The sequence below is a fragment of the Enterococcus sp. AZ129 genome (assembly GCF_051714505.1).
In the GTDB taxonomy this organism is placed as follows: Bacteria; Bacillota; Bacilli; order Lactobacillales; family Enterococcaceae; genus Enterococcus; species Enterococcus faecalis.
Genome location: NZ_JBIORY010000001.1, coordinates 104881 through 124171 on the forward strand (window position 1 = coordinate 104881; position 19291 = coordinate 124171).

A 19291-nucleotide genomic window follows, 5' to 3' on the forward strand; every position below is an offset into this window, starting at 1 on the left:
TAGATAATGAATATTAAGTTGATAGATGTAAAAGTACTGACTCAAAAAAAATTTTTCCTTTATCAAATTGATTTTGTTGAATTCTCTAGCAAAGAAGTCTCTTTTATTATAGGAAAAAGCGGCGTAGGTAAATCAACGCTTTTAAACATACTCGCAGGTGAACATCCTTATTTTACGGGAGAATTTGTTCTAGATGAAAAAAAAGTCTGTTTAGATACGAGGAAAAAATTGATATCGTATAGGCGGAGCATAGGTTATGTTCACCAAGATTTTCAACTAATTGAATGGTTAAGTGCGTATGAAAATATTGCTTATCCCTTAAAAATCAAAAAAATTCCTAGTCAGATTATCAAAAAACAGGTTGAGAAACTAGCTGTGGAGTTAAAAATTACAGAGTTACTATACACGAGAATCTCTCTTCTTTCAGGAGGAGAGAAACAACGGGTTGCTATTGCTAGGGCAATTATAAAAAATCCTGAACTTATTTTGGCAGATGAACCTACAGGAAATTTAGATCCAGATACATCAAAAAAAATAATGAATATTTTATACCGTGTAAGTAATAAGTATAATATCCCTCTAATCGTGGTTACACATGACTATGATCAGATTCCATCAATAAAGAAGAAGATTTACGAAATAACAGAAAAAAATTTGAATGAAGTTATAGAGGTGGAGAATTGACTATAAATAGGTCTAATTACTTATTAAAAATAAAATCAATCAGTAAATATTTCTATTTTTCAATGTTTATTAACTTATGGATTACTGTATTTGTCCGATTATATTTTTATGTCTATTTATTTAAAAAGAGCCAAGAAAAGGATGCTCAAAACATCTCTCCAATTTTCCATTTGTTTAATAATGATACTTCAGAGGAATTAATTTTCTTGTTAGCAATGCTGGAAGTGAGTTTGTTAGTATTAATAATTGCATTATTTTTATTTTTTATTTTTTACATAGTTATGCAATTAAAGAGACGATTCTTGTTATCACAACAAGAATTACAAATAAAAATCTCCCTTGGGTGTAGTCCGCTACAATTGACTAAAGAGTTTTGTTTAAAATTATTAACGGGTACATGGATAGGAAGTGGTATAGGGATATCTATAACAAGTATTTCATATTTCTATCTGTATAACTTTTTAATCGATACTCGTGCTCAAGTTTTTTTTATTACTCCTTTCAATTTTTTCTTATTCTATGATTTGAAACTATTTTTAGGAGTACTTATTTTTTGTGGAATTCAATTTATTTTTGTATATCGAAAAGTAATATCTAAATATTTCAAAATAGGGGGAAGATATGTTTAAAAGGATAAGACAAACAGAAATAAAGGATTGTGGACCAGCTTGTTTAGCAACCATCGTAAACCTTTCTGGTGGGAAGCTATCTCTGGTGACAGCTAAAGAATTAACAAAAACAAGTGAATCTGGGACTACGATTCAAGGAATGTTGGATGGCTCAAGAAAATTAAACCTAAATCCTGAAGGGCTTGAAGGTAATTGGGCTGAATTAATTGAAGGTATACAAAATAATGAAATACATCTGCCTTTTATAGCACATATCATTACAAAATCAGGTTTAGCTCATTTTGTAGTAGTGGAAGCTATAAATAACAAGCATATCAAAATTTTTGACCCAGCTCTGGGGATTTTAAAACAAGAATTAAAAGATTTTCAATCTACTTGGACAGGAAGAATAGTGAACTTTGATATAGATAAAATAAAAAATTCTGTTCCTAAGATGAAAAATCACAATTTTTATTATGAGAGCTTAAAGCAAGAAAAAGGAACTTTGAGCATTGTTTTATTTTTTTCAATCATAATGGCATTAATTTCTTTTATAGGAAGCTTCTCTTACCAAAAATTTATAGATACTTTTATAATACAGACAGAAAAAAGCGTGCAGAAAATACATACATATAACTTTTTTGAAAAAATCTATCTAAATATACTTGATAATTTTAATTATTTATTTATGGCTATCATTTTGTTATATCTATTTCAATGGATTTTAGGAATAGTACGTACGTTGTTTATAGCTAAAATGTCAAAGCGTATGAATGATAGCTTGTTCTCAGTTTTTTTGAATAAGCTTATAAATATGGAGATAGTTAACTTAAAAAGTAAAAACAGTGGAGAAGTGCTGACAAGATATAATATAGCTACACAAGTACAATCAATATTGACTAGACTAGTACTATCGCTGTTTTTGGAATTTTTTATAGCATTAGCAGGTGGAGCTATCTTATTTGTTATAAGTAAGGAACTTTTTAGTATTACCTTAGGAATATTTTTTAGTTATTTATTAATTACTATATTGTTTATTAAACCTTTAAATAAAGTTAATACTAAAATTATAGACATAAATTCGAGAACAATTACTTCATTAAATGAAATTTTAAACGGATATGAGACAGTTAAAGTTTTTCAATTAGAAAATTTTTTTACTAGAAAATTTTTAAAAAATGCAAAAAAACTGACTTCTCAAGAAAAAATCAGTGTAATTTATCAGAACGTACAATCTAGTATCATCATTTTGATCGAATCAGTAGGCACGCTTTGTGTATTATGGCAGGGGGGGATATTAGTAATTAATGGAGGTATAAGTATTGGGCTACTAATAGCCTATATATCACTGATAACTTATTTTACTTCACCAGTAAAAAACATCATTGAATATCAAAAAGAGATACAAAACGTAGTTGTTATGGTTAGAAAGTTAAATGATATCATTCATGTGACAAAAGAAGAAACTGAATCTATCTCAAAACAAATAGACTTTAATAATTCAAAAAAATTATCTGTAAAGAAACTTCGATTTTCTTATGGAGCTACTTCTTATGTTTTGAAAGATTTTTCAGAAGAATTTTATTTTGGAAAAACATATGGTATCTACGGTAAAAATGGCAGTGGCAAAAGCACTTTAAGTAATATCTTAGCATCACTTTATAAACCAGACCAAGGACATATATATCTTGGTAACAACGATATTTTCAATAATATAAGTTCCTATAGAAAAGACGTTATCCAGATAACGAGCAGACCGTTTATAATGGCTGGAACAGTAAAAGAAAATCTGTTCTTAGAAGCTGATTCATTTGATGATGAATATATTTATGATATTTTAAAAAATATAGGATTGGAAGAAGTAATAAATTCATTTCCTTTAGGATTAGATACAGTAATAGCAGAGGGTGGAATTAATTTATCAAGTGGACAAAAACAAAAAATAAATTTGGCTAGAGCGTTGTTAAGGAAGCCAAAAATACTTATTTTAGATGAGGCCATGAGTAACTTGGATCAGAGCAGTAAAAGGAAAATATTAAAATATATCAGAGATACATTACCAAAGAGTTTAAGGATATATATAGCTCATGACGAAAAATCTTTAGATTTTGTGGATGAGAAAATTATATTGAATTGAACTGTTTAATTTTATGTAAATAGTTATCTAATAATTAGTTATCTAATAATTAGTAGTAAGAGATTCAATGAAATAATAGTATCTCCAGAGGAAAGTATCCTCTGGAGATTTTTATCTTTAATAAAAATAGCAATGATGTCGTCAAAAAATAGTCGATTTTACTAAGTGATGAATTATGGGTGGTACAAATACTGCTGGAAATAGTTGTTAACTTCAAGGGCATCTTCTTTATTTTTTGAAAGAATTAAGATAGTATCATCCCCAGCGATGCAGCCCAAGATATGAGGGTTGTGGATACGTATGCGATCAATTAAAACCCCAATGGCTTGCCCGTTGCCAGGTAAGACGGTTAAAAGATTTGTGAACTCTATTTGTGTTAAAGAAACACCAGTTTCAATAATAATGTCAACAAGACGTTCTTCATCTGTTTTATATTTTGGACGAAGGGCAGAATTATTCAAGATACGATAATAGGCTTCTCCTTGACCATTGTCTACTTTGTTTAAATTCAGCTCACGAATGTCACGAGAAATAGTTGCTTGTGTGGTGTGAATATTTTCTTTTTCCAATAATGCTAGTAATTCACTTTGTGTATGGATTTCATTTTCTGTGACCAATCGCTTAATCATCGTTTGGCGTTTTAATCGGTTCATTACTTTCCTCCAGTTCAGTTAATCATGCAAAAAAACATCATTGCTGTTATTTAAAACGGTGCCAGTAATTCCCTAAAATCACTGTACAACGTTTTACTAAATTGTGCAAGTCTCACCTTTTTAAATGCGAAATATCCGACAAAATCAATGAGAACCTTTTAGCTAAACGACCCTTTTTCTATTCTAATTAGAGAGATTCTGCTAGTATTGCTTTGTAAATGTCTGGAGGAAGGGTGTTATTTGTGAATAAGCAAACACGCCAAAGTTTGATTAAAGAAATCATTCAAACAACTGTAATTCATAGTCAAAATGAGTTGTTAAGAGAATTAAAAAAGCGCGAGATAAATGTCGCACAAGCAACGATTTCAAGGGATTTATGGGAATTAAAAGTCGTCAAAGCATTAGATGAGTCTGGCGAGATGCGGTTAACGATTTTTGAACAATTCACTTCTTTAGAAGAACGAAAAAAAGAACAGTTGATACAAGCAATTCGTGAGGTAGTGACCAAAGTTGAACGTGTCGCCTTTTTACTAGTGGTTCATACATTACCAGACAACGCAACATTGTTTTCAGCTGTACTTGATGAAGTGTCTTTGTGTGAAAAGAAATGTTCTGTCGCTGGCTTCGACACTGTTATTATTGTTTCATCATCCGAGGAAAAAGCACAAGAACTAGAGCAGTATTTTCAACAATTTATTCAGCCAACACGTTTGTCAAAAAGTAACGCATAAAAGGAAGGGAGCCAGAAGTCGTTTTGACTTCTGGCTCCCTTCCTTTTACCTCTATAAGATTATAACTTTATGAAGTGTATGGAGAAATAATTTTTTTTGAATAAATGCATTTTTTTTTATTTAATTATGCATTATTTTTTTAGAATATCTATGAAAGCGCATTCTTTTAGGCTGGAAATATGCATAAGAAAGAATACCGTTGTATATTTGGTATTTTGTTTGGCAAATGGCTCACGTCCTAGGTTAATCAGGTCTGTTATTCTGTGTTTGTAATTAAGTTGAGGAGGTTATTTCACATGAGTCATCCAATTAATGTATTTTCTGAAATCGGGAAATTGAAAACAGTGATGTTACATCGTCCAGGTAAGGAATTAGAAAATTTAATGCCAGATTATCTGGAGAGACTGTTGTTTGATGATATTCCGTTTTTAGAAAAAGCACAAGCAGAACATGATGCATTTGCAGAGTTGTTACGATCAAAAGATATCGAAGTGGTCTATTTAGAGGACTTAGCTGCTGAAGCGTTGATTAATGAAGAGGTCCGCCGACAATTTATTGACCAATTCTTAGAAGAAGCCAATATTCGCAGTGAATCAGCAAAAGAAAAAGTTAGAGAGTTAATGTTAGAAATTGACGACAACGAAGAACTGATTCAAAAAGCGATTGCTGGCATTCAAAAACAAGAATTACCTAAATATGAGCAAGAATTTTTAACAGATATGGTTGAAGCGGATTATCCATTCATTATTGATCCAATGCCTAACTTATACTTCACGCGTGATAACTTTGCGACAATGGGGCACGGGATTTCTTTAAATCATATGTATTCAGTAACTCGACAACGGGAAACCATTTTTGGGCAATACATTTTTGATTATCACCCTCGTTTTGCTGGAAAAGAGGTTCCTAGAGTCTATGATCGTTCAGAATCAACCAGAATTGAAGGTGGCGATGAATTAATTCTTTCAAAAGAAGTAGTGGCCATTGGGATTTCTCAAAGAACGGATGCTGCGTCAATTGAAAAAATTGCGAGAAATATTTTTGAACAAAAATTAGGGTTCAAAAATATCTTGGCTTTTGATATCGGTGAACATCGTAAATTCATGCATTTAGATACCGTTTTTACCATGATTGACTATGATAAATTTACGATTCATCCAGAAATCGAAGGCGGCTTGGTTGTTTACTCGATCACTGAAAAAGCAGATGGAGACATCCAAATTACAAAAGAAAAAGATACATTAGATAACATTTTATGCAAATACTTGCATTTAGACAATGTTCAACTAATCCGTTGCGGCGCTGGAAATTTAACAGCAGCAGCCCGTGAACAATGGAACGACGGTTCAAATACATTAGCAATTGCCCCTGGGGAAGTTGTTGTTTACGATCGGAATACGATTACGAATAAAGCGCTAGAAGAAGCAGGCGTGAAATTGAATTACATTCCAGGAAGTGAACTAGTACGTGGCCGTGGTGGCCCTCGTTGTATGAGTATGCCACTTTACCGTGAAGATCTTTAAAAAACACCCAAAAATAGGAGGAATCATCATGAATTCAGTATTTCAAGGACGTAGTTTATTAGCAGAAAAAGATTTTACAAGAGCAGAATTAGAGTATTTGGTAGACTTCAGTATTCACTTAAAAGAATTGAAGAAAAAAGGGATTCCACATCACTATTTAGAAGGAAAAAATATCGCTCTTTTATTTGAAAAAACTTCGACACGGACACGCTCTGCATTTACTACAGCAGCGATTGATTTAGGGGCACATCCTGAGTATTTAGGCGCCAACGATATTCAATTAGGTAAAAAAGAATCTGTTGAAGATACAGCGATTGTTTTAGGTAGTATGTTTGACGGGATTGAGTTCCGTGGGTTTAGTCAAGAAGTAGTGGAAGATTTAGCGAAATATTCTGGTGTTCCTGTTTGGAATGGTTTAACGGATCAATGGCACCCAACACAAATGATTGCGGACTTTATGACAGTGAAAGAAAACTTTGGTCGTTTAGAAGGAATCACTTTAGTATATGTCGGCGATGGCCGTAACAACATGGCAAACAGCTTGTTAGTGACAGGTGCTATTTTAGGCGTAAATGTTCGCATTTGTGCACCAAAAGAATTGTTCCCTTCTGATGAAGTCGTTAATTATGCAAAAGAATTTGCGAAAGAATCTGGTGCAGAATTAATGATTACAGACGACGTTGCTAAAGGTGTTAAAGGAGCCAACGTGTTATATACAGACGTTTGGGTGTCCATGGGTGAAGAAGATAAATTTGAAGAACGTGTCAATCTGTTGAAACCTTATCAAATTAATATGGCTATGTTAGAAAAAACCGAAAACATGGATGGCGATTTAATCGTATTACACTGTTTGCCAGCCTTTCATGATACGAAAACACAATACGGAGAAATGGTTGCTGAAAAATTCGGCATTACTGAAATGGAAATCACGGATGAAGTCTTCCGCAGTAAATATGGTCGTCAATTTGAAGAAGCAGAAAACAGAATGCATTCTATTAAAGCGATCATGGCAGCTACTTTAGGCAACTTATTCATTCCTCGTGTGTAGGAAGCAACTGAAAAAACATTGAAAAAAGAATAGTCGTTTCGCCCTTTAAGAGATTCTTTTGAAGGGCGGCCTATTCTTTATTATGATAGGAAAGAAGGATTTGTAATGGGGAAAAAAATGGTCGTTGCACTAGGCGGAAATGCCATCCTTTCAAATGATGCTAGCGCACACGCACAACAGCAAGCATTAGTTCAAACATCTGCCTATTTAGTTCATTTAATTAAACAAGGGCATCGGTTGATTGTTTCACATGGCAATGGTCCACAAGTCGGAAATCTATTATTGCAACAACAAGCAGCTGATTCTGAAAAAAATCCAGCAATGCCGCTAGATACGTGTGTTGCTATGACACAAGGAAGTATCGGCTACTGGTTGTCCAATGCGCTTAATCAAGAATTAAACAAAGCAGGAATCAAGAAACAAGTGGCTACTGTTTTAACACAGGTGGTCGTAGATCCAGCAGATGAGGCATTCAAAAATCCAACAAAACCGATCGGTCCATTTTTAACAGAAGCTGAAGCCAAAGAAGCAATGCAAGCAGGTGCTATTTTTAAAGAAGATGCAGGACGTGGCTGGCGCAAAGTCGTTCCAAGTCCTAAGCCAATTGACATCCACGAGGCTGAGACTATTAATACCTTAATAAAAAATGATATAATTACCATTTCATGTGGTGGTGGCGGCATCCCTGTCGTAGGACAAGAATTAAAAGGTGTCGAAGCAGTAATCGATAAAGATTTTGCTTCTGAAAAACTAGCAGAATTAGTGGATGCGGATGCACTAGTTATTTTAACTGGCGTGGATTATGTGTGCATTAATTATGGCAAACCAGATGAAAAACAATTAACCAATGTCACTGTAGCAGAGTTGGAAGAATACAAACAAGCGGGTCATTTTGCACCAGGTAGTATGTTACCGAAAATTGAAGCCGCCATTCAGTTTGTAGAAAGCCAACCCAATAAACAAGCAATTATCACTTCTTTGGAAAACTTAGGAAGTATGAGCGGCGATGAAATCGTAGGAACGGTTGTGACAAAATAAAGTATAGTATTTAGGAGAATTAAGATGATGATAGAGAAAATAATCACTAAAAATAATCAAGATTTTCAATACTTTTCTGAATCAGAACTAACAGAATTGCGCAACGAGAGTTTCGTTCGCTCCTATAAAAAAGGCCAAGTCCTTTTTTATCCAGGTGATCCGAGAAATCATTTAATTTTATTGGTTTCAGGTGTCATTAAAATTGAAAAAAATGATCGCAGTGGTAATTTTTCCTATCTGCATTTTATGAAAAAGCAGGCTCTTTTTCCGAGAATCGGACTGTTTCAAGATGAGGTTCATTACGACTCCGCGATTGCCTATACGGATATTGAGGTTGTGTTTGTGCCAGTTAAACTGTTTGAGCGTTTTCTCCAAAATAATCCCCAGCAATTGATTCATTGGATTCAAGAACAATCGGTCCTTTTAAAAGAAAGTATGATCAAAATCCAAAAAGGAACAACCAATGATGCATGTGAACGGATTGTGACATCACTGGCGATGTTATTAAATGATTTAGGAGAACGAATTGACAACAGAGAGCGCGTTGCAATTACTTGTCCAATTACCATTAATGACATTGCACGGATGAGTGGAACTACGCGGGAAACAGCAAGCAGTGTTATGAAAAAATTAGTCCAAATGAACCGTATTAGCTACAGTCATAAATTCTTAACTTTTCTAGATACGCCATTCTTTATTGATCGATTGAGTAATTAATCATAGAGAAGGGAGATACAGGAAAGTAGGTTCCTGTATAAAAGGATATGGCAGAAAAAAAGAAGAAAAACAAAAAACAGCTTTCGTCTTTTAGTATTTTATTTATTATTTTAATTGTTTTAGGTATCGTAACGGTCTTGCTAAATGGCCAGCCATTTACCCCAAGAGAAATTGATGGCAAAATGGTTGACCACGTGGTAGGGGCCAAATTATCGGATATTATCATGGCTCCATTCAATGGGTTTAAAGATGCCATTGAAATTAATATTTTTATTTTAGTACTTGGTGGCTTTTTAAATATTGTGACACAAACTGGGGCTCTTGAAGCAGGGATTCAATCAGTCGTTAAAAAGTTAAAAGGGAACGAATTGAAAATCATTCCGATTTTAATGATTTTATTTTCTATTGGTGGTTCGACTTATGGAATGGCAGAAGAAACAATTCCTTTTTATGGTTTATTGAGTGCCACCATGGTCGCCGCTGGTTTTGATACGTTTGTCGCAGTGGGTACTGTGCTATTGGGTGCAGGATCAGGTGTTATCGGTTCAACGGTTAACCCTTTCTCCACAGGGGTAGCGATGGATGCGTTGCGAGGTATTGGCATTCAGCCGAATACAGGAATTATTTTAATTGTCGGTGCTATTTTGTGGGCGGCCTCTACTAGCTATTCTATTTTCATTGTGATGCGTTATGCGAAAAAAGTGAAGGCTGACAAAGGTTCAACAATTTTATCTTTACAAGAACAAGAGGATATGGAAAAAACGTATGGACAAGCAGCGTCGAAAGAAATGCCATTTACGAATCGTCATAAAAAAATCTTAATGGTATTCGCTTTCTGTTTTGTCATTATGATTGTTTCCTTAATTCCATGGAACGACTTTGGAGTGACGATTTTCAAAGGCTGGACGTCTGTTTTAACAGGCAACAGTTTCGGTGACTGGTACTTTGGCGACTTAGCGATGTGGTTCTTCCTTTTAGGTATCATTGCTGCCTTGATTGGTCGCTTTACTGAAAAAGAAACCATTGAAGCATTTATCGACGGTGCCAAAGATATGTTATCCGTTGTTTTAATTATCGTAGTTGCTCGCGGGGCATCTGTTTTGATGTCTAAAACGTATTTAGATTCATTTATCCTTGATAAAGCGGCAGGCTTATTACAAGGACTCTCCCCAGTTTTATTTGTCATCGGTGCCTTTGTTTTATACTTAGGTTTATCTTTCCTAATTCCTTCAACTTCTGGCTTAGCGTACGTTTCCATTCCTGTAATGGGTGCGTTAGCTAAAAACATTGGTTTAAGTCCAGAAGTGATGGTTATGATTTTTGCTTCAGGTTGTGGCTTGATTAATTTGATCACGCCAACATCTGGTGTCGTAATGGGTGGTTTGGAAATTTCCAAAGTTCAATATGCCACTTGGACAAAATTCATGGCCAAACCAATGATTGTCTTAGGCTTAATTAACCTAATTATCTTAATTGGCGCGATGTTACTCTTTAGCTAATCAAAAATTTTTTATGTTAGGGCTTCGGCTTTCGGAAAAAAGAAGAAGCAATGAAACAACAGCGACTACCTAAAAGTAGTCGCTGTTGTTTCATTTTGATAGTTGTTGAATTAACAATCTTGCGACAGCGCGGACAGAAAAAGGATTTTGCCCAGTGATTATACGGCCATCTTGATACGCAAATTCTTTATAGGGACGCTTTTTCGCAAAAGTAGCACCATGTTCTTTGGCAATTGTTTCGTTTAAGAAAGGAACAACTGCTTTTTTCATGGCTAAAATTTCTTCTGCAGTAGTGAAGCCAGTAATGGTTTTATCTGCAATCAAATAATTTCCTGACGCATCTTTGACATTTAAAAGGCCAGCAATTCCGTGACAAACAGAAGTTAGGTACTTGCCCTGTTCGTAAAGGCTACGAGTGATTGCTTGCAACTGAGGATTATCAGGAAAGTCCCACATAACGCCATGGCCTCCTGTAAAGTAAATCGCTGCGTATTCATCTGGATCAATTTCTTCAAGAGAGAGGGAATGCGCTAGCGCTCGTTCTTGAAAATCGGCACTTTCATAAACCGCCATAATGGATGAATCTACATATTTCATACTCCGGGGATCCAAAGGGACATAGCCTCCTTGGGGACTAACATAGTCAACTGAAAATCCTGCTTTAGTTACTTCTTCCACGAACTCCGTAGCTTCACCTAGCCAGAGGCCTGTTGGTTCTTCGGTGCCGTGATAACGAGAGACGTTTGTGAGGACCACGAGAATTTTTTTCATGCTTGCTTCCTCCCTGGCATAATCGACGTAATGTGGGTCAATAGTTGTTGGAGTTGCTCAATTTTGGTGGTATCGTGAGAAAGTGAGTAATAATTTTTAGTTCCTTCACTGCGACAATCAATTAATTTGGCTTGTTTCAAAATTTTTAAGTGGTGAGAAACAGCGGGGCGTGAGAGTTGTGTCGCCTCTGTTAACTCAGTGACACGGCGGCCAACACAGGCCTGGTCTTCTAACAGTGCAATAATAATTGCTTGGCGTTTTTCATCACCTAATGCGATTAAAAAATCACTAAGCGCAGTAAATTCTGTTTGAATTTCTTCTAATTCTTTCATATTTTTTCGCCTCTTTGGTTCGTATTTTTAAACGATTAAACCATTTTTCGTGTTTTTTGTCAATGAAATACGCTAAGGGCTGAAACTTGACGTGGATCCCATTCTTCGTTAAGATACTAATTGATTAAAGGTTTAAACTTTTAAACCGATAAAAAGGATAGAAAGAGAGGAAAGATTCAATGATGAAAGCCGCTTTAATTCATAAATACGGACAAAAAGAATTAGCAATCGAGGAGGTGCCCTTACCCACCATTCATGACAACGATGTTTTGGTCAAAATTATCGCTGCCAGTATTAACCCGATTGATTTAAAAACAAAAGATGGCAAAGTAAAGATGCTTTTAAATTATCAAATGCCACTGATTTTAGGCAGTGATTTTGCTGGGATTGTTGTCTCTGTTGGAAAAAATGTTCAAAATTTTAGGCTGGGCGATGCAGTTTACGGACGAGTACCCAAAGATCGCGTGGGAACTTTTGCTGAATATATTGCAGTGGATCAAGCGGCTGTAGCTATGAAGCCGAAAAATTTAACGTTTGAAGAAGCTGCGGCCATTCCGTTAGTCGGTTTGACAAGTTATCAAGCGCTACATGATATTATGAATGTACAGCCAGGCCAGAAAGTCCTGATTCAAGCAGGTTCAGGAGGGATTGGAACCATTGCGATTCAATTAGCAAAACTAGCGGGCGCTTACGTTGCCACCACCACGAGTAGTAAAAATAAAGAATGGGTTCAAGCGTTGGGAGCAGATGAAGTGATTGACTATCGGACACAAAATTTTGAAGAAGTTTTATCCGACTACGATTATGTGTTTGATACAATGGGGGGTACAATCTTAGAAAAAGCTTTCTCAGTGGTTAAACCTCAGGGAAAAGTCGTTACATTGTCAGGCATTCCCAACGAACGTTTTGCTAAAGAGTATGGCTTGCCGCTTTGGAAACAATGGGCCTTTAAAATAGCTACTCGCAAGATTCGTCGATTGGAGCAAGCCACAGATGTTAGTTATCATTTTTTGTTTATGCGTCCAGATGGCGAGCAATTAGCTTTACTCACTGAGTTTATTGAACAGGGAAAATTACAGCCGATAATTGATCGAGTCATACCTTTTAGCCAAATTCAAGAAGCGGTGGATTATTCACTGACAGGACGAGCACAAGGGAAAATTGTTGTGAAAATCGCCGATGTTGATCACGACTAAGTAAAGGAGACTTGCAAGAAAAACAGGCCTGTTTTTCTTGCAAGTCTCAAAATTTACCATTTAAACGCCGTCTAACAAAAGTGATTTTAGGCGGGAAAAGATTTTTATAGAAAATCCTCATTTTTCCAGTTTCTATTTTGCAAATTCGTTATTTTTTGTTATTCTATTGATGGTTGTGTATGCGCTTTCTTTTTAGGCGGATACACCAAAATGAACGGAGTGCAGAAAGGAATGGTGTTTAAAGTGGGGAACAATTTATCGACAAGAAAAGGAGAAAACAGAGAAACAATTGTCAGTTGGCTGGGTCTTTCGTTATTGGTTGGCTTGGCGTTTATCTTATTTAGTCTGTTTCATCAACCAATGATCAGCCAAGCCAATGAGCCGACCCAAGAGAAACATTTTATGGTTTATTATCGGGCTTGGCGTGACAAAACGATGCAAGGAGTTAATACAACATTGCCAGATGAAAATTGGCTAACGATGCACGATATTCCTTATGGTATTGACATTGTGAATGTCTTTAGTTATGTGCCAAAAGGACAAGAAGCACTTGCACAGCCATTTTATGATACGTTAAAAAATGAGTATGCGCCAGCACTGCATGCACGAGGTGTTCGTTTAGTTCGTGGGATTGATTACAGCGAGCTATTAAAAGTTCCTTATGCAGGAACAACGCCTACAGAAGCAGAATTTGATGCTTATGCGAAAGAGTTGTTAACCAAATTTGTCGATGATTTAGGAATTGATGGGTTAGATATTGACATGGAAACTCGTCCAAGTGAAAAAGATATTGTTCTATCTAATGGTGTCATTCGTGCATTATCAAAATACATTGGACCGAAGTCGGGAACGGATCGTCCATTTTTGTATGATACCAATGCAGAATATTTACCACCTTTACAAGATGTCAGTGACTGTTTCGATTTTCTCGCGTATCAACAATATGGCAGCGATGACCAACGCACGCAACGAGCATTAAATAATTTAAGTCCGGTTCTCAATGGGGAACGATTTGTTCCAGGATTAACTTTCCCAGAAGAGCAAGATCGCAACCGCTGGTATGACACAAAAGAGCCGTATATGGAAAGTAACATGTATAAAGTAGCTCGTTATTCTTATGAAAATAATTTAGGGGGCATGTTCCTCTATGCCTTAGATCGCGATGGTCGCACCTATAATGAAGACGATTTAAATCAGATAAAACCTTCTAATTTACTTTGGACAAAAACGGCCATTGCAGAGAGTAAAGGCATTTCTCTTGCAGAGATGAAAGCGACTGCGCAACACTATTTAAAACGAATTAGCTACGCCAACACAGACCTTGAAGCACAAAATAAAGCCGCAGAAGCAGTGACACAAGCAACAACGCTTTATGATGTGAATAAAGCTATTTTAGGTGGCGATTATGGCCAAGGGCTTTCAAATACCTATGATGCTGAATTAGAAAAAGGCCTGTTAGCCATTGACTTAACCACTTTATATCGTGCGTTGGATCAAGCAGTTGCAGCCATTGAAAAGGCAGAAAGCTATACACCAGAAACGATTCAAGCACTACAAACCACAAAAGAGACAGTCGCAACAGAACTTGCGGGAAAAACGTATACAGCCGCGCAAGTGACTACTTGGCAAACGGAGGTCCAAACAGCTTTGGATAATTTAAAAGAGAAACAAACACAACCTTTAAAAAGTGTCTTTTCCATTGATGCAGGAAGAAAATATTTTTCCGTGGAGCAACTGGAAGAATTAGTGGCCAAAGCCAGTCAAAATGGGTACACAGATGTCCAATTAATTTTAGGAAATGATGGCTTACGGTTTATCTTGGATGATATGTCGGTCAATGTGAATGGTAAAAAATACAACCACAACCGGGTTTCAAAAGCAATCCAACGAGGCAACAACGCGTATTACAATGATCCTAATGGCAACGCGTTAACACAAAAAGAAATGGATCGGTTGTTGGCTTTTGCGAAAGCGCGCAACATCAACATCATTCCCGTGATTAACAGTCCAGGACATATGGATGCCTTGTTAGTGGCCATGGAAAAACTAGCGATTAAAAATCCCGCTTTTGATGGCTCAAAACGAACAGTAGATTTAGGGAACCAAAAGGCAGTGAATTTCACAAAGGCGATTATCAGTAAGTACGTGGCTTATTTTTCCGCGCATAGTGAAATTTTCAATTTTGGTGGCGATGAGTATGCAAATGATGTCGACACAGGCGGTTGGGCGAAACTGCAATCTTCTGGGCGCTACAAGGATTTTGTCGCTTATGCGAATGATTTAGCTAAAATAATTAAAGATGCGGGCATGCAGCCAATGAGCTTCAATGATGGCATTTATTACAACAGCGACGATTCTTTCGGTACATTTGACCCAGAGATTATTATTTCTTATTGGACAGCCGGTTGGAGCGGATATGACGTAGCCAAACCTGAGTACTTTGTTCAAAAAGGACACAAAATTTTTAATACCAATGATGCGTGGTATTGGGTAGCTGGCAATGTTGATTCTGGCATTTATCAATATGATGATGCTTTAGCAAATATGTCGAAAAAAGAATTTACAGATGTGCCAGCAGGTAGCCCGAATCTTCCAATTATTGGAAGTATTCAATGTGTTTGGTATGATGACCCTCGTCGTGACTATGATTTTGAACGAATTTATACGCTAATGGATACGTTCTCGGAAAATTATCGTGAGTATATGGTGGTTAAATAAAACTAGTTATAGCTAACGAGTTATCTATAAAGACTGATCCTGGGACAAAAATCACTTTGGATTTTTGTCCCAGGATCAAAACCTGATAAACGGCGGGAACAGAACCAACTCCTTCGGAAATAAGCCGAAATTCTCCAAAAATTAAAGAGCAATTTTCGGAAATTTCTTCTTATTTCTCGGAGCTAAACGGTTCTTTCCCGACCTCAGCCTTCTTTAACGGAAGAAGATTTGTTTGAGGGCCAACAATCAATTTAGGAATGCCTTATTGAAATGTTCCTGTTCTTATTGTAGACTGAAAGAAGTGGTGTTGGAAAGCTATCACCATTAATAGAAAAGCAGGAAAATAAAAAGGATCTTGTTGGAAGTTTAATGTTTGGAAATGTAAGCGGAATCATTTTTGTTGGAATGCTAAAAAAGGGAGTAGAGTTATGAGTAATGAAAATATCGTCTTAGCAAGAAATACAGAGCGTGCACCAAAGCATCCTCTCGCAGCCCAAACAGTCGCATTTTCCCACTATAATCATTTGTCAGCACAGTTACCTATTGAGCCAACCTCTGGACAATTGGTAGAAGGTGGCATTCGGGCCCAAGCGACACAATGCTTGAAAAATATCCAAGCGGTTGTTGAAAGTATCAACCATGTGATGAGTGACATTGTCAGAATGACCATTTTTGTCAAAGATATGCGGGATGCTGCCGCAGTTGAGGAGGTCTATGCGGCCTTTTTTACCCATTATTATCCAGCTAAAACAGTGGTCGCCGTCGCAGACTTGCCGTTAGGCGCTTCCGTTCAAATGGAGGCACTTGTTTCAAATGGGGAAGGAACTATCCCTAATGCACCTCAAGCTGGGGATTTAATTAAATTAACAAATCAGACGGTTCAGGCACCAATTGATGCTTTAGCCAGTCAAACGGTTGCGTTTTCTCACTATAACAATCTGTCTGCACAATTGCCTATAGATCCTCAAACGGGTAGAGTTGTGGCTGGCTGTGTTAAAACGCAAACAAAACAATGTTTGAAAAACATAAAAGCCATTTTAACCAGTATTGATGTGCCTTTTGATGATATTGTGAAGGTCAATATTTATTTAAAAGATTTATCTAAGCTAGAAGCTGTCAATCAAGTATATGCCGCTTTTTTCCCAGATTCAGGAATTGCGCGTACGGTCAATTACATGCCAGCACGAACAGTGATTGCTGTTGCTGATTTACCAATGGGCGCGGCGGTTCAAGTAGAAGCGGTGGTTTCTCATGGGGATGGTACGCCACCACAAGCGATTGAAGATCGACATGGATTAATTATTGAAGCAAATAATACAGATCACGCACCGAAGTGTCCATTTTCGACACAAACTGTTGCTTTTTCTCATTACAACCATCTATCAGCTCAGCTACCATTGGACCCTAAAACAAATGCGTTAGTCGCTGGCGGAATCAAGGAACAAACGACGCAATGCTTAGAAAACATCAAAGCGATTATTGAAAGTGTGGATCACAGCTTAGCTGATCTGGTGAAAGTGAATATTTTTGTGAAAGAGATTGAAGAGCTGGCGGCAGTAGATGACGTCTACCAAACGTACTTCCCTGAAGGCACGCCTGCCAGAAGAGTGATTGGTGTGACGGATTTACCAAAAGGTGCCCAGATTCAAATCGAAGCGATTGCTGGGAACGCAGAAGGTACGCCACCAATTGGCTAAACAGTAAAATAAACAAACGTCAGCTGGCTTCAGAAGCCAGCTGACGTTTTTAGTATTTAGATAAATCAGTAAAGTAAGCTAGTTGCCATTTTTGTGTTTTTTTGGCGGTTTGATTAAGATTTTGGCACCAAGAAGGATAAAAACGGGACGCCATTTTGCCTTTTTGTTGGTGCGTTTTGAGAATTTTTTGTTGGATTAAACATTCTTTCGGCAGAAGAAAGAGACCTTGCTTTTCCTGATCGTCAATGACAATTGCTAACATTTCAGGGGCTTCCGTAGCATCAAAGGATTCGTTCTGATTTTGTTGATTTTTTTCCCAGAAGGCTGCAAAATAGCCTTCTTTTTTCGGCGTTTTTTTGGCTAAGCGACTGCGGATAAGTTGTTGCGATTCATTAACTTGACATAAAAAGCCTTCATATTCGGCATTTTGTTTTTCTTCGGAAAGCAGGGTAATCGTGCCCACTGCTTTTTCAAGTATTGGCAATGAATTCATAGGGAATGTCCTTTCTTTTCGTTTAATGTCGGTAAGAGTTCTTGGATAATGGTTAATCCTTTCGCCAATACCTCAAGCTGATTGGAGGCCAAGGAAATTCGTAAAAAAGCATCTGGCTGATTTTGCACAGTAAAGCGGCTCGAGTGAAAAAGACGTACCCCATTTTGGAGAAATTCTTGTTCAATTTGCGGCGCCGTTTTTTCGGTAGAAAGGGGAATAGTTCGGTAGTACGGCAAAGGATTGCTAGGTCTAGCTAACCCAAAAATGGTATCAAATAAGTCATTGGCTTGTTTTGTTAAAGCCAATTTTTCTATCACTAATTCTTCTGCAACTGGTGAGCGTAAGACTTGGGTGACAATTTCAGCATCAAAGCCAGAAGTTTTAACGTTAATATTAAAAATCGCACGCTCTATTTCTTGGCGAAGAAGCGGAGGGAAAACAAGGTACGCAATGCGTAAGCCTGTGCAGACAAACTTTGTCATCCCCGCTAAGTAAATCGTTTGTTGAGGTAAGAGTTCTTGAAACGTTGGTAAAACTGTTTGCTGCGCATAAGTTGTTAAAAAAGAATGAATGTCATCTTCAATTACCCATAAGTGTTCTTGCTGAATAATTTCAGCTAAAGTCATTCGGCGGGCGCTAGACATTTGGAAACCAATCGGGTTATTACATGCGGGCATTAAGAAAATACCATGTATTTTTTTCTTTTTGCATTCTTGCAGTAAATGCTCTGGGTCCATCCCCTCGGAATCATAGCCAATCGGGACGATTTCTAAATGATAAAGCTGGGCGAGTTCAATAAAATTTGAATACGTGTATCGATCTACGGCAATCCGCTGACCTGGAGAAAAAGCGGCGGCTAACGTCACGGCCAGCCCATTCTGGACACCAGATACAATGGCAACTTCTTCGGCATTGGTCCGAACGCCTTGTGTCTGAAGCCATTCGGCAGCGGTTGCTCGTTGAAAGTGCGTACCTAAAGGATCGCGATAATTTAGCAAACTGTTAAGGGCCGCATTTTTACTAACGGATTCAATAAAAGGTAAAATCCGCTGATTACACATATCAAAGGAACTAACCAGCCCTAAATCAATTAGATGGTCCGCTACTTGGTTGGTAGAGATTGTAATTGAGTGAAACGCGTTGGGAGAAACGAAAGTGCCGCTACCGATGTTGGTATAAAGTAAGCCTTTTTCCATAGCGTGTTTATAGGCTTGACCAATCGTCGTGAAATTCAGATCCAAGTAATCAGCTAATTCTCTTTGCGAAGGCAATTTCACATTTTTTTGAAGTGCACCAGATAAGATATCCGCTTCTAATTGTTGAACCAATGATTGGTAATAAGGTCTTGTTAGACGTTCTTTAACAGGGCGCCATGACAACGCATAGTTCTCATAGGAATTAATCGGCATGAGGGGAACTTCCTTTCTATAAAATTGTATTCCATAC

17 protein-coding genes are annotated in these 19291 nt (G+C 37.0%); 12 read left to right on the forward strand and 5 right to left on the reverse strand.

The annotated features are described in order from the left end of the window. Window positions 1-6: 6 nt before the first annotated feature. The 3 genes from IGJ90_RS00455 (at window position 7) to IGJ90_RS00465 (ending at window position 3429) form a co-directional block, all read left to right on the forward strand. Window positions 7-684 (forward strand): ABC transporter ATP-binding protein, encoded by a 678-nt coding sequence (locus IGJ90_RS00455; RefSeq protein WP_002367607.1) that lies wholly within the window; start codon window positions 7-9, stop codon window positions 682-684. A 62-nt stretch (window positions 685-746) separates the two neighbouring features. Beyond that, the gene (locus IGJ90_RS00460; RefSeq protein ID WP_025186730.1) at window positions 747-1313 is read left to right on the forward strand and encodes a hypothetical protein; all 567 of its coding nucleotides are present in this window, start codon (window positions 747-749) and stop codon (window positions 1311-1313) included. Then, window positions 1306-3429, forward strand: a complete 2124-nt coding sequence (locus IGJ90_RS00465) for a peptidase domain-containing ABC transporter (RefSeq protein WP_002367609.1) — start codon at window positions 1306-1308, stop codon at window positions 3427-3429. Before IGJ90_RS00460 ends, IGJ90_RS00465 begins: the two co-directional genes overlap by 8 nt. Window positions 3430-3602: 173 nt before the next feature. On the opposite strand, the gene IGJ90_RS00470 is transcribed toward IGJ90_RS00465, so the two are convergent. Continuing rightward, window positions 3603-4082, reverse strand: coding sequence for an arginine repressor (locus tag IGJ90_RS00470; protein ID WP_002356125.1), 480 nt, complete (start codon window positions 4080-4082; stop codon window positions 3603-3605). 218 nt (window positions 4083-4300) lie between these two features. Here IGJ90_RS00470 and IGJ90_RS00475 point away from each other — a divergent pair, with 218 nt between their 5' ends. The 6 genes from IGJ90_RS00475 to IGJ90_RS00500 all read left to right on the forward strand — a co-directional run bounded on the left by IGJ90_RS00475 (window position 4301) and on the right by IGJ90_RS00500 (window position 10638). Next, window positions 4301-4813, forward strand: coding sequence for an arginine repressor (locus IGJ90_RS00475; protein ID WP_156238814.1), 513 nt, complete (start codon window positions 4301-4303; stop codon window positions 4811-4813). Window positions 4814-5109: 296 nt separating this feature from the next. Continuing rightward, window positions 5110-6336, forward strand: coding sequence for an arginine deiminase (arcA, locus tag IGJ90_RS00480; RefSeq protein WP_002356129.1), 1227 nt, complete (start codon window positions 5110-5112; stop codon window positions 6334-6336). Window positions 6337-6361: 25 nt separating this feature from the next. Continuing rightward, complete coding sequence (gene argF, locus IGJ90_RS00485; RefSeq protein WP_160747730.1) at window positions 6362-7384, forward strand: ornithine carbamoyltransferase; 1023 nt, start codon at window positions 6362-6364, stop codon at window positions 7382-7384. A 105-nt stretch (window positions 7385-7489) separates the two neighbouring features. Beyond that, window positions 7490-8422 (forward strand): carbamate kinase, encoded by a 933-nt coding sequence (gene arcC / locus IGJ90_RS00490; RefSeq protein WP_002356132.1) that lies wholly within the window; start codon window positions 7490-7492, stop codon window positions 8420-8422. 24 nt (window positions 8423-8446) lie between these two features. Further along, on the forward strand, window positions 8447-9139 hold the full coding sequence (locus IGJ90_RS00495) for a Crp/Fnr family transcriptional regulator (protein WP_002356133.1): 693 nt from the start codon (window positions 8447-8449) through the stop codon (window positions 9137-9139). A gap of 47 nt (window positions 9140-9186) precedes the next feature. Next, on the forward strand, window positions 9187-10638 hold the full coding sequence (locus IGJ90_RS00500; protein WP_002356134.1) for a YfcC family protein: 1452 nt from the start codon (window positions 9187-9189) through the stop codon (window positions 10636-10638). Between the two features lie 90 nt (window positions 10639-10728). On the opposite strand, the gene IGJ90_RS00505 is transcribed toward IGJ90_RS00500, so the two are convergent. Both IGJ90_RS00505 and IGJ90_RS00510 read right to left on the reverse strand, forming a co-directional pair. After that, window positions 10729-11409, reverse strand: coding sequence for a type 1 glutamine amidotransferase domain-containing protein (locus IGJ90_RS00505; protein WP_002367611.1), 681 nt, complete (start codon window positions 11407-11409; stop codon window positions 10729-10731). Beyond that, a complete protein-coding gene (locus tag IGJ90_RS00510) occupies window positions 11406-11741 on the reverse strand; it encodes an ArsR/SmtB family transcription factor (RefSeq protein WP_002356136.1) in 336 nt (111 codons plus the stop codon). The genes IGJ90_RS00505 and IGJ90_RS00510 overlap by 4 nt, the downstream gene beginning before the upstream one ends. Before the next feature lie 179 nt (window positions 11742-11920). On the opposite strand from IGJ90_RS00510, the gene IGJ90_RS00515 reads away from it, so the two are divergent. The 3 genes from IGJ90_RS00515 to IGJ90_RS00525 all read left to right on the forward strand — a co-directional run bounded on the left by IGJ90_RS00515 (window position 11921) and on the right by IGJ90_RS00525 (window position 17352). Then, a complete protein-coding gene (locus tag IGJ90_RS00515) occupies window positions 11921-12937 on the forward strand; it encodes an NADP-dependent oxidoreductase (protein ID WP_002367613.1) in 1017 nt (338 codons plus the stop codon). Window positions 12938-13147: 210 nt separating this feature from the next. Further along, window positions 13148-15655 (forward strand): EndoS/ChiA family endoglycosidase, encoded by a 2508-nt coding sequence (locus tag IGJ90_RS00520; protein WP_438767417.1) that lies wholly within the window; start codon window positions 13148-13150, stop codon window positions 15653-15655. Between the two features lie 428 nt (window positions 15656-16083). Further along, complete coding sequence (locus IGJ90_RS00525; protein WP_002367615.1) at window positions 16084-17352, forward strand: RidA family protein; 1269 nt, start codon at window positions 16084-16086, stop codon at window positions 17350-17352. Between the two features lie 49 nt (window positions 17353-17401). Here the strand turns inward: IGJ90_RS00525 and IGJ90_RS00530 are convergent, their stop codons facing one another. Next, a complete protein-coding gene (locus IGJ90_RS00530; RefSeq protein ID WP_002367617.1) occupies window positions 17402-17845 on the reverse strand; it encodes a MepB family protein in 444 nt (147 codons plus the stop codon). After that, window positions 17842-19254: a PLP-dependent aminotransferase family protein gene (locus IGJ90_RS00535; protein ID WP_002367618.1), complete on the reverse strand. Its 1413-nt coding sequence runs from the start codon at window positions 19252-19254 to the stop codon at window positions 17842-17844. Before IGJ90_RS00535 ends, IGJ90_RS00530 begins: the two co-directional genes overlap by 4 nt. Between the last annotated feature and the right edge of the window lie 37 nt (window positions 19255-19291).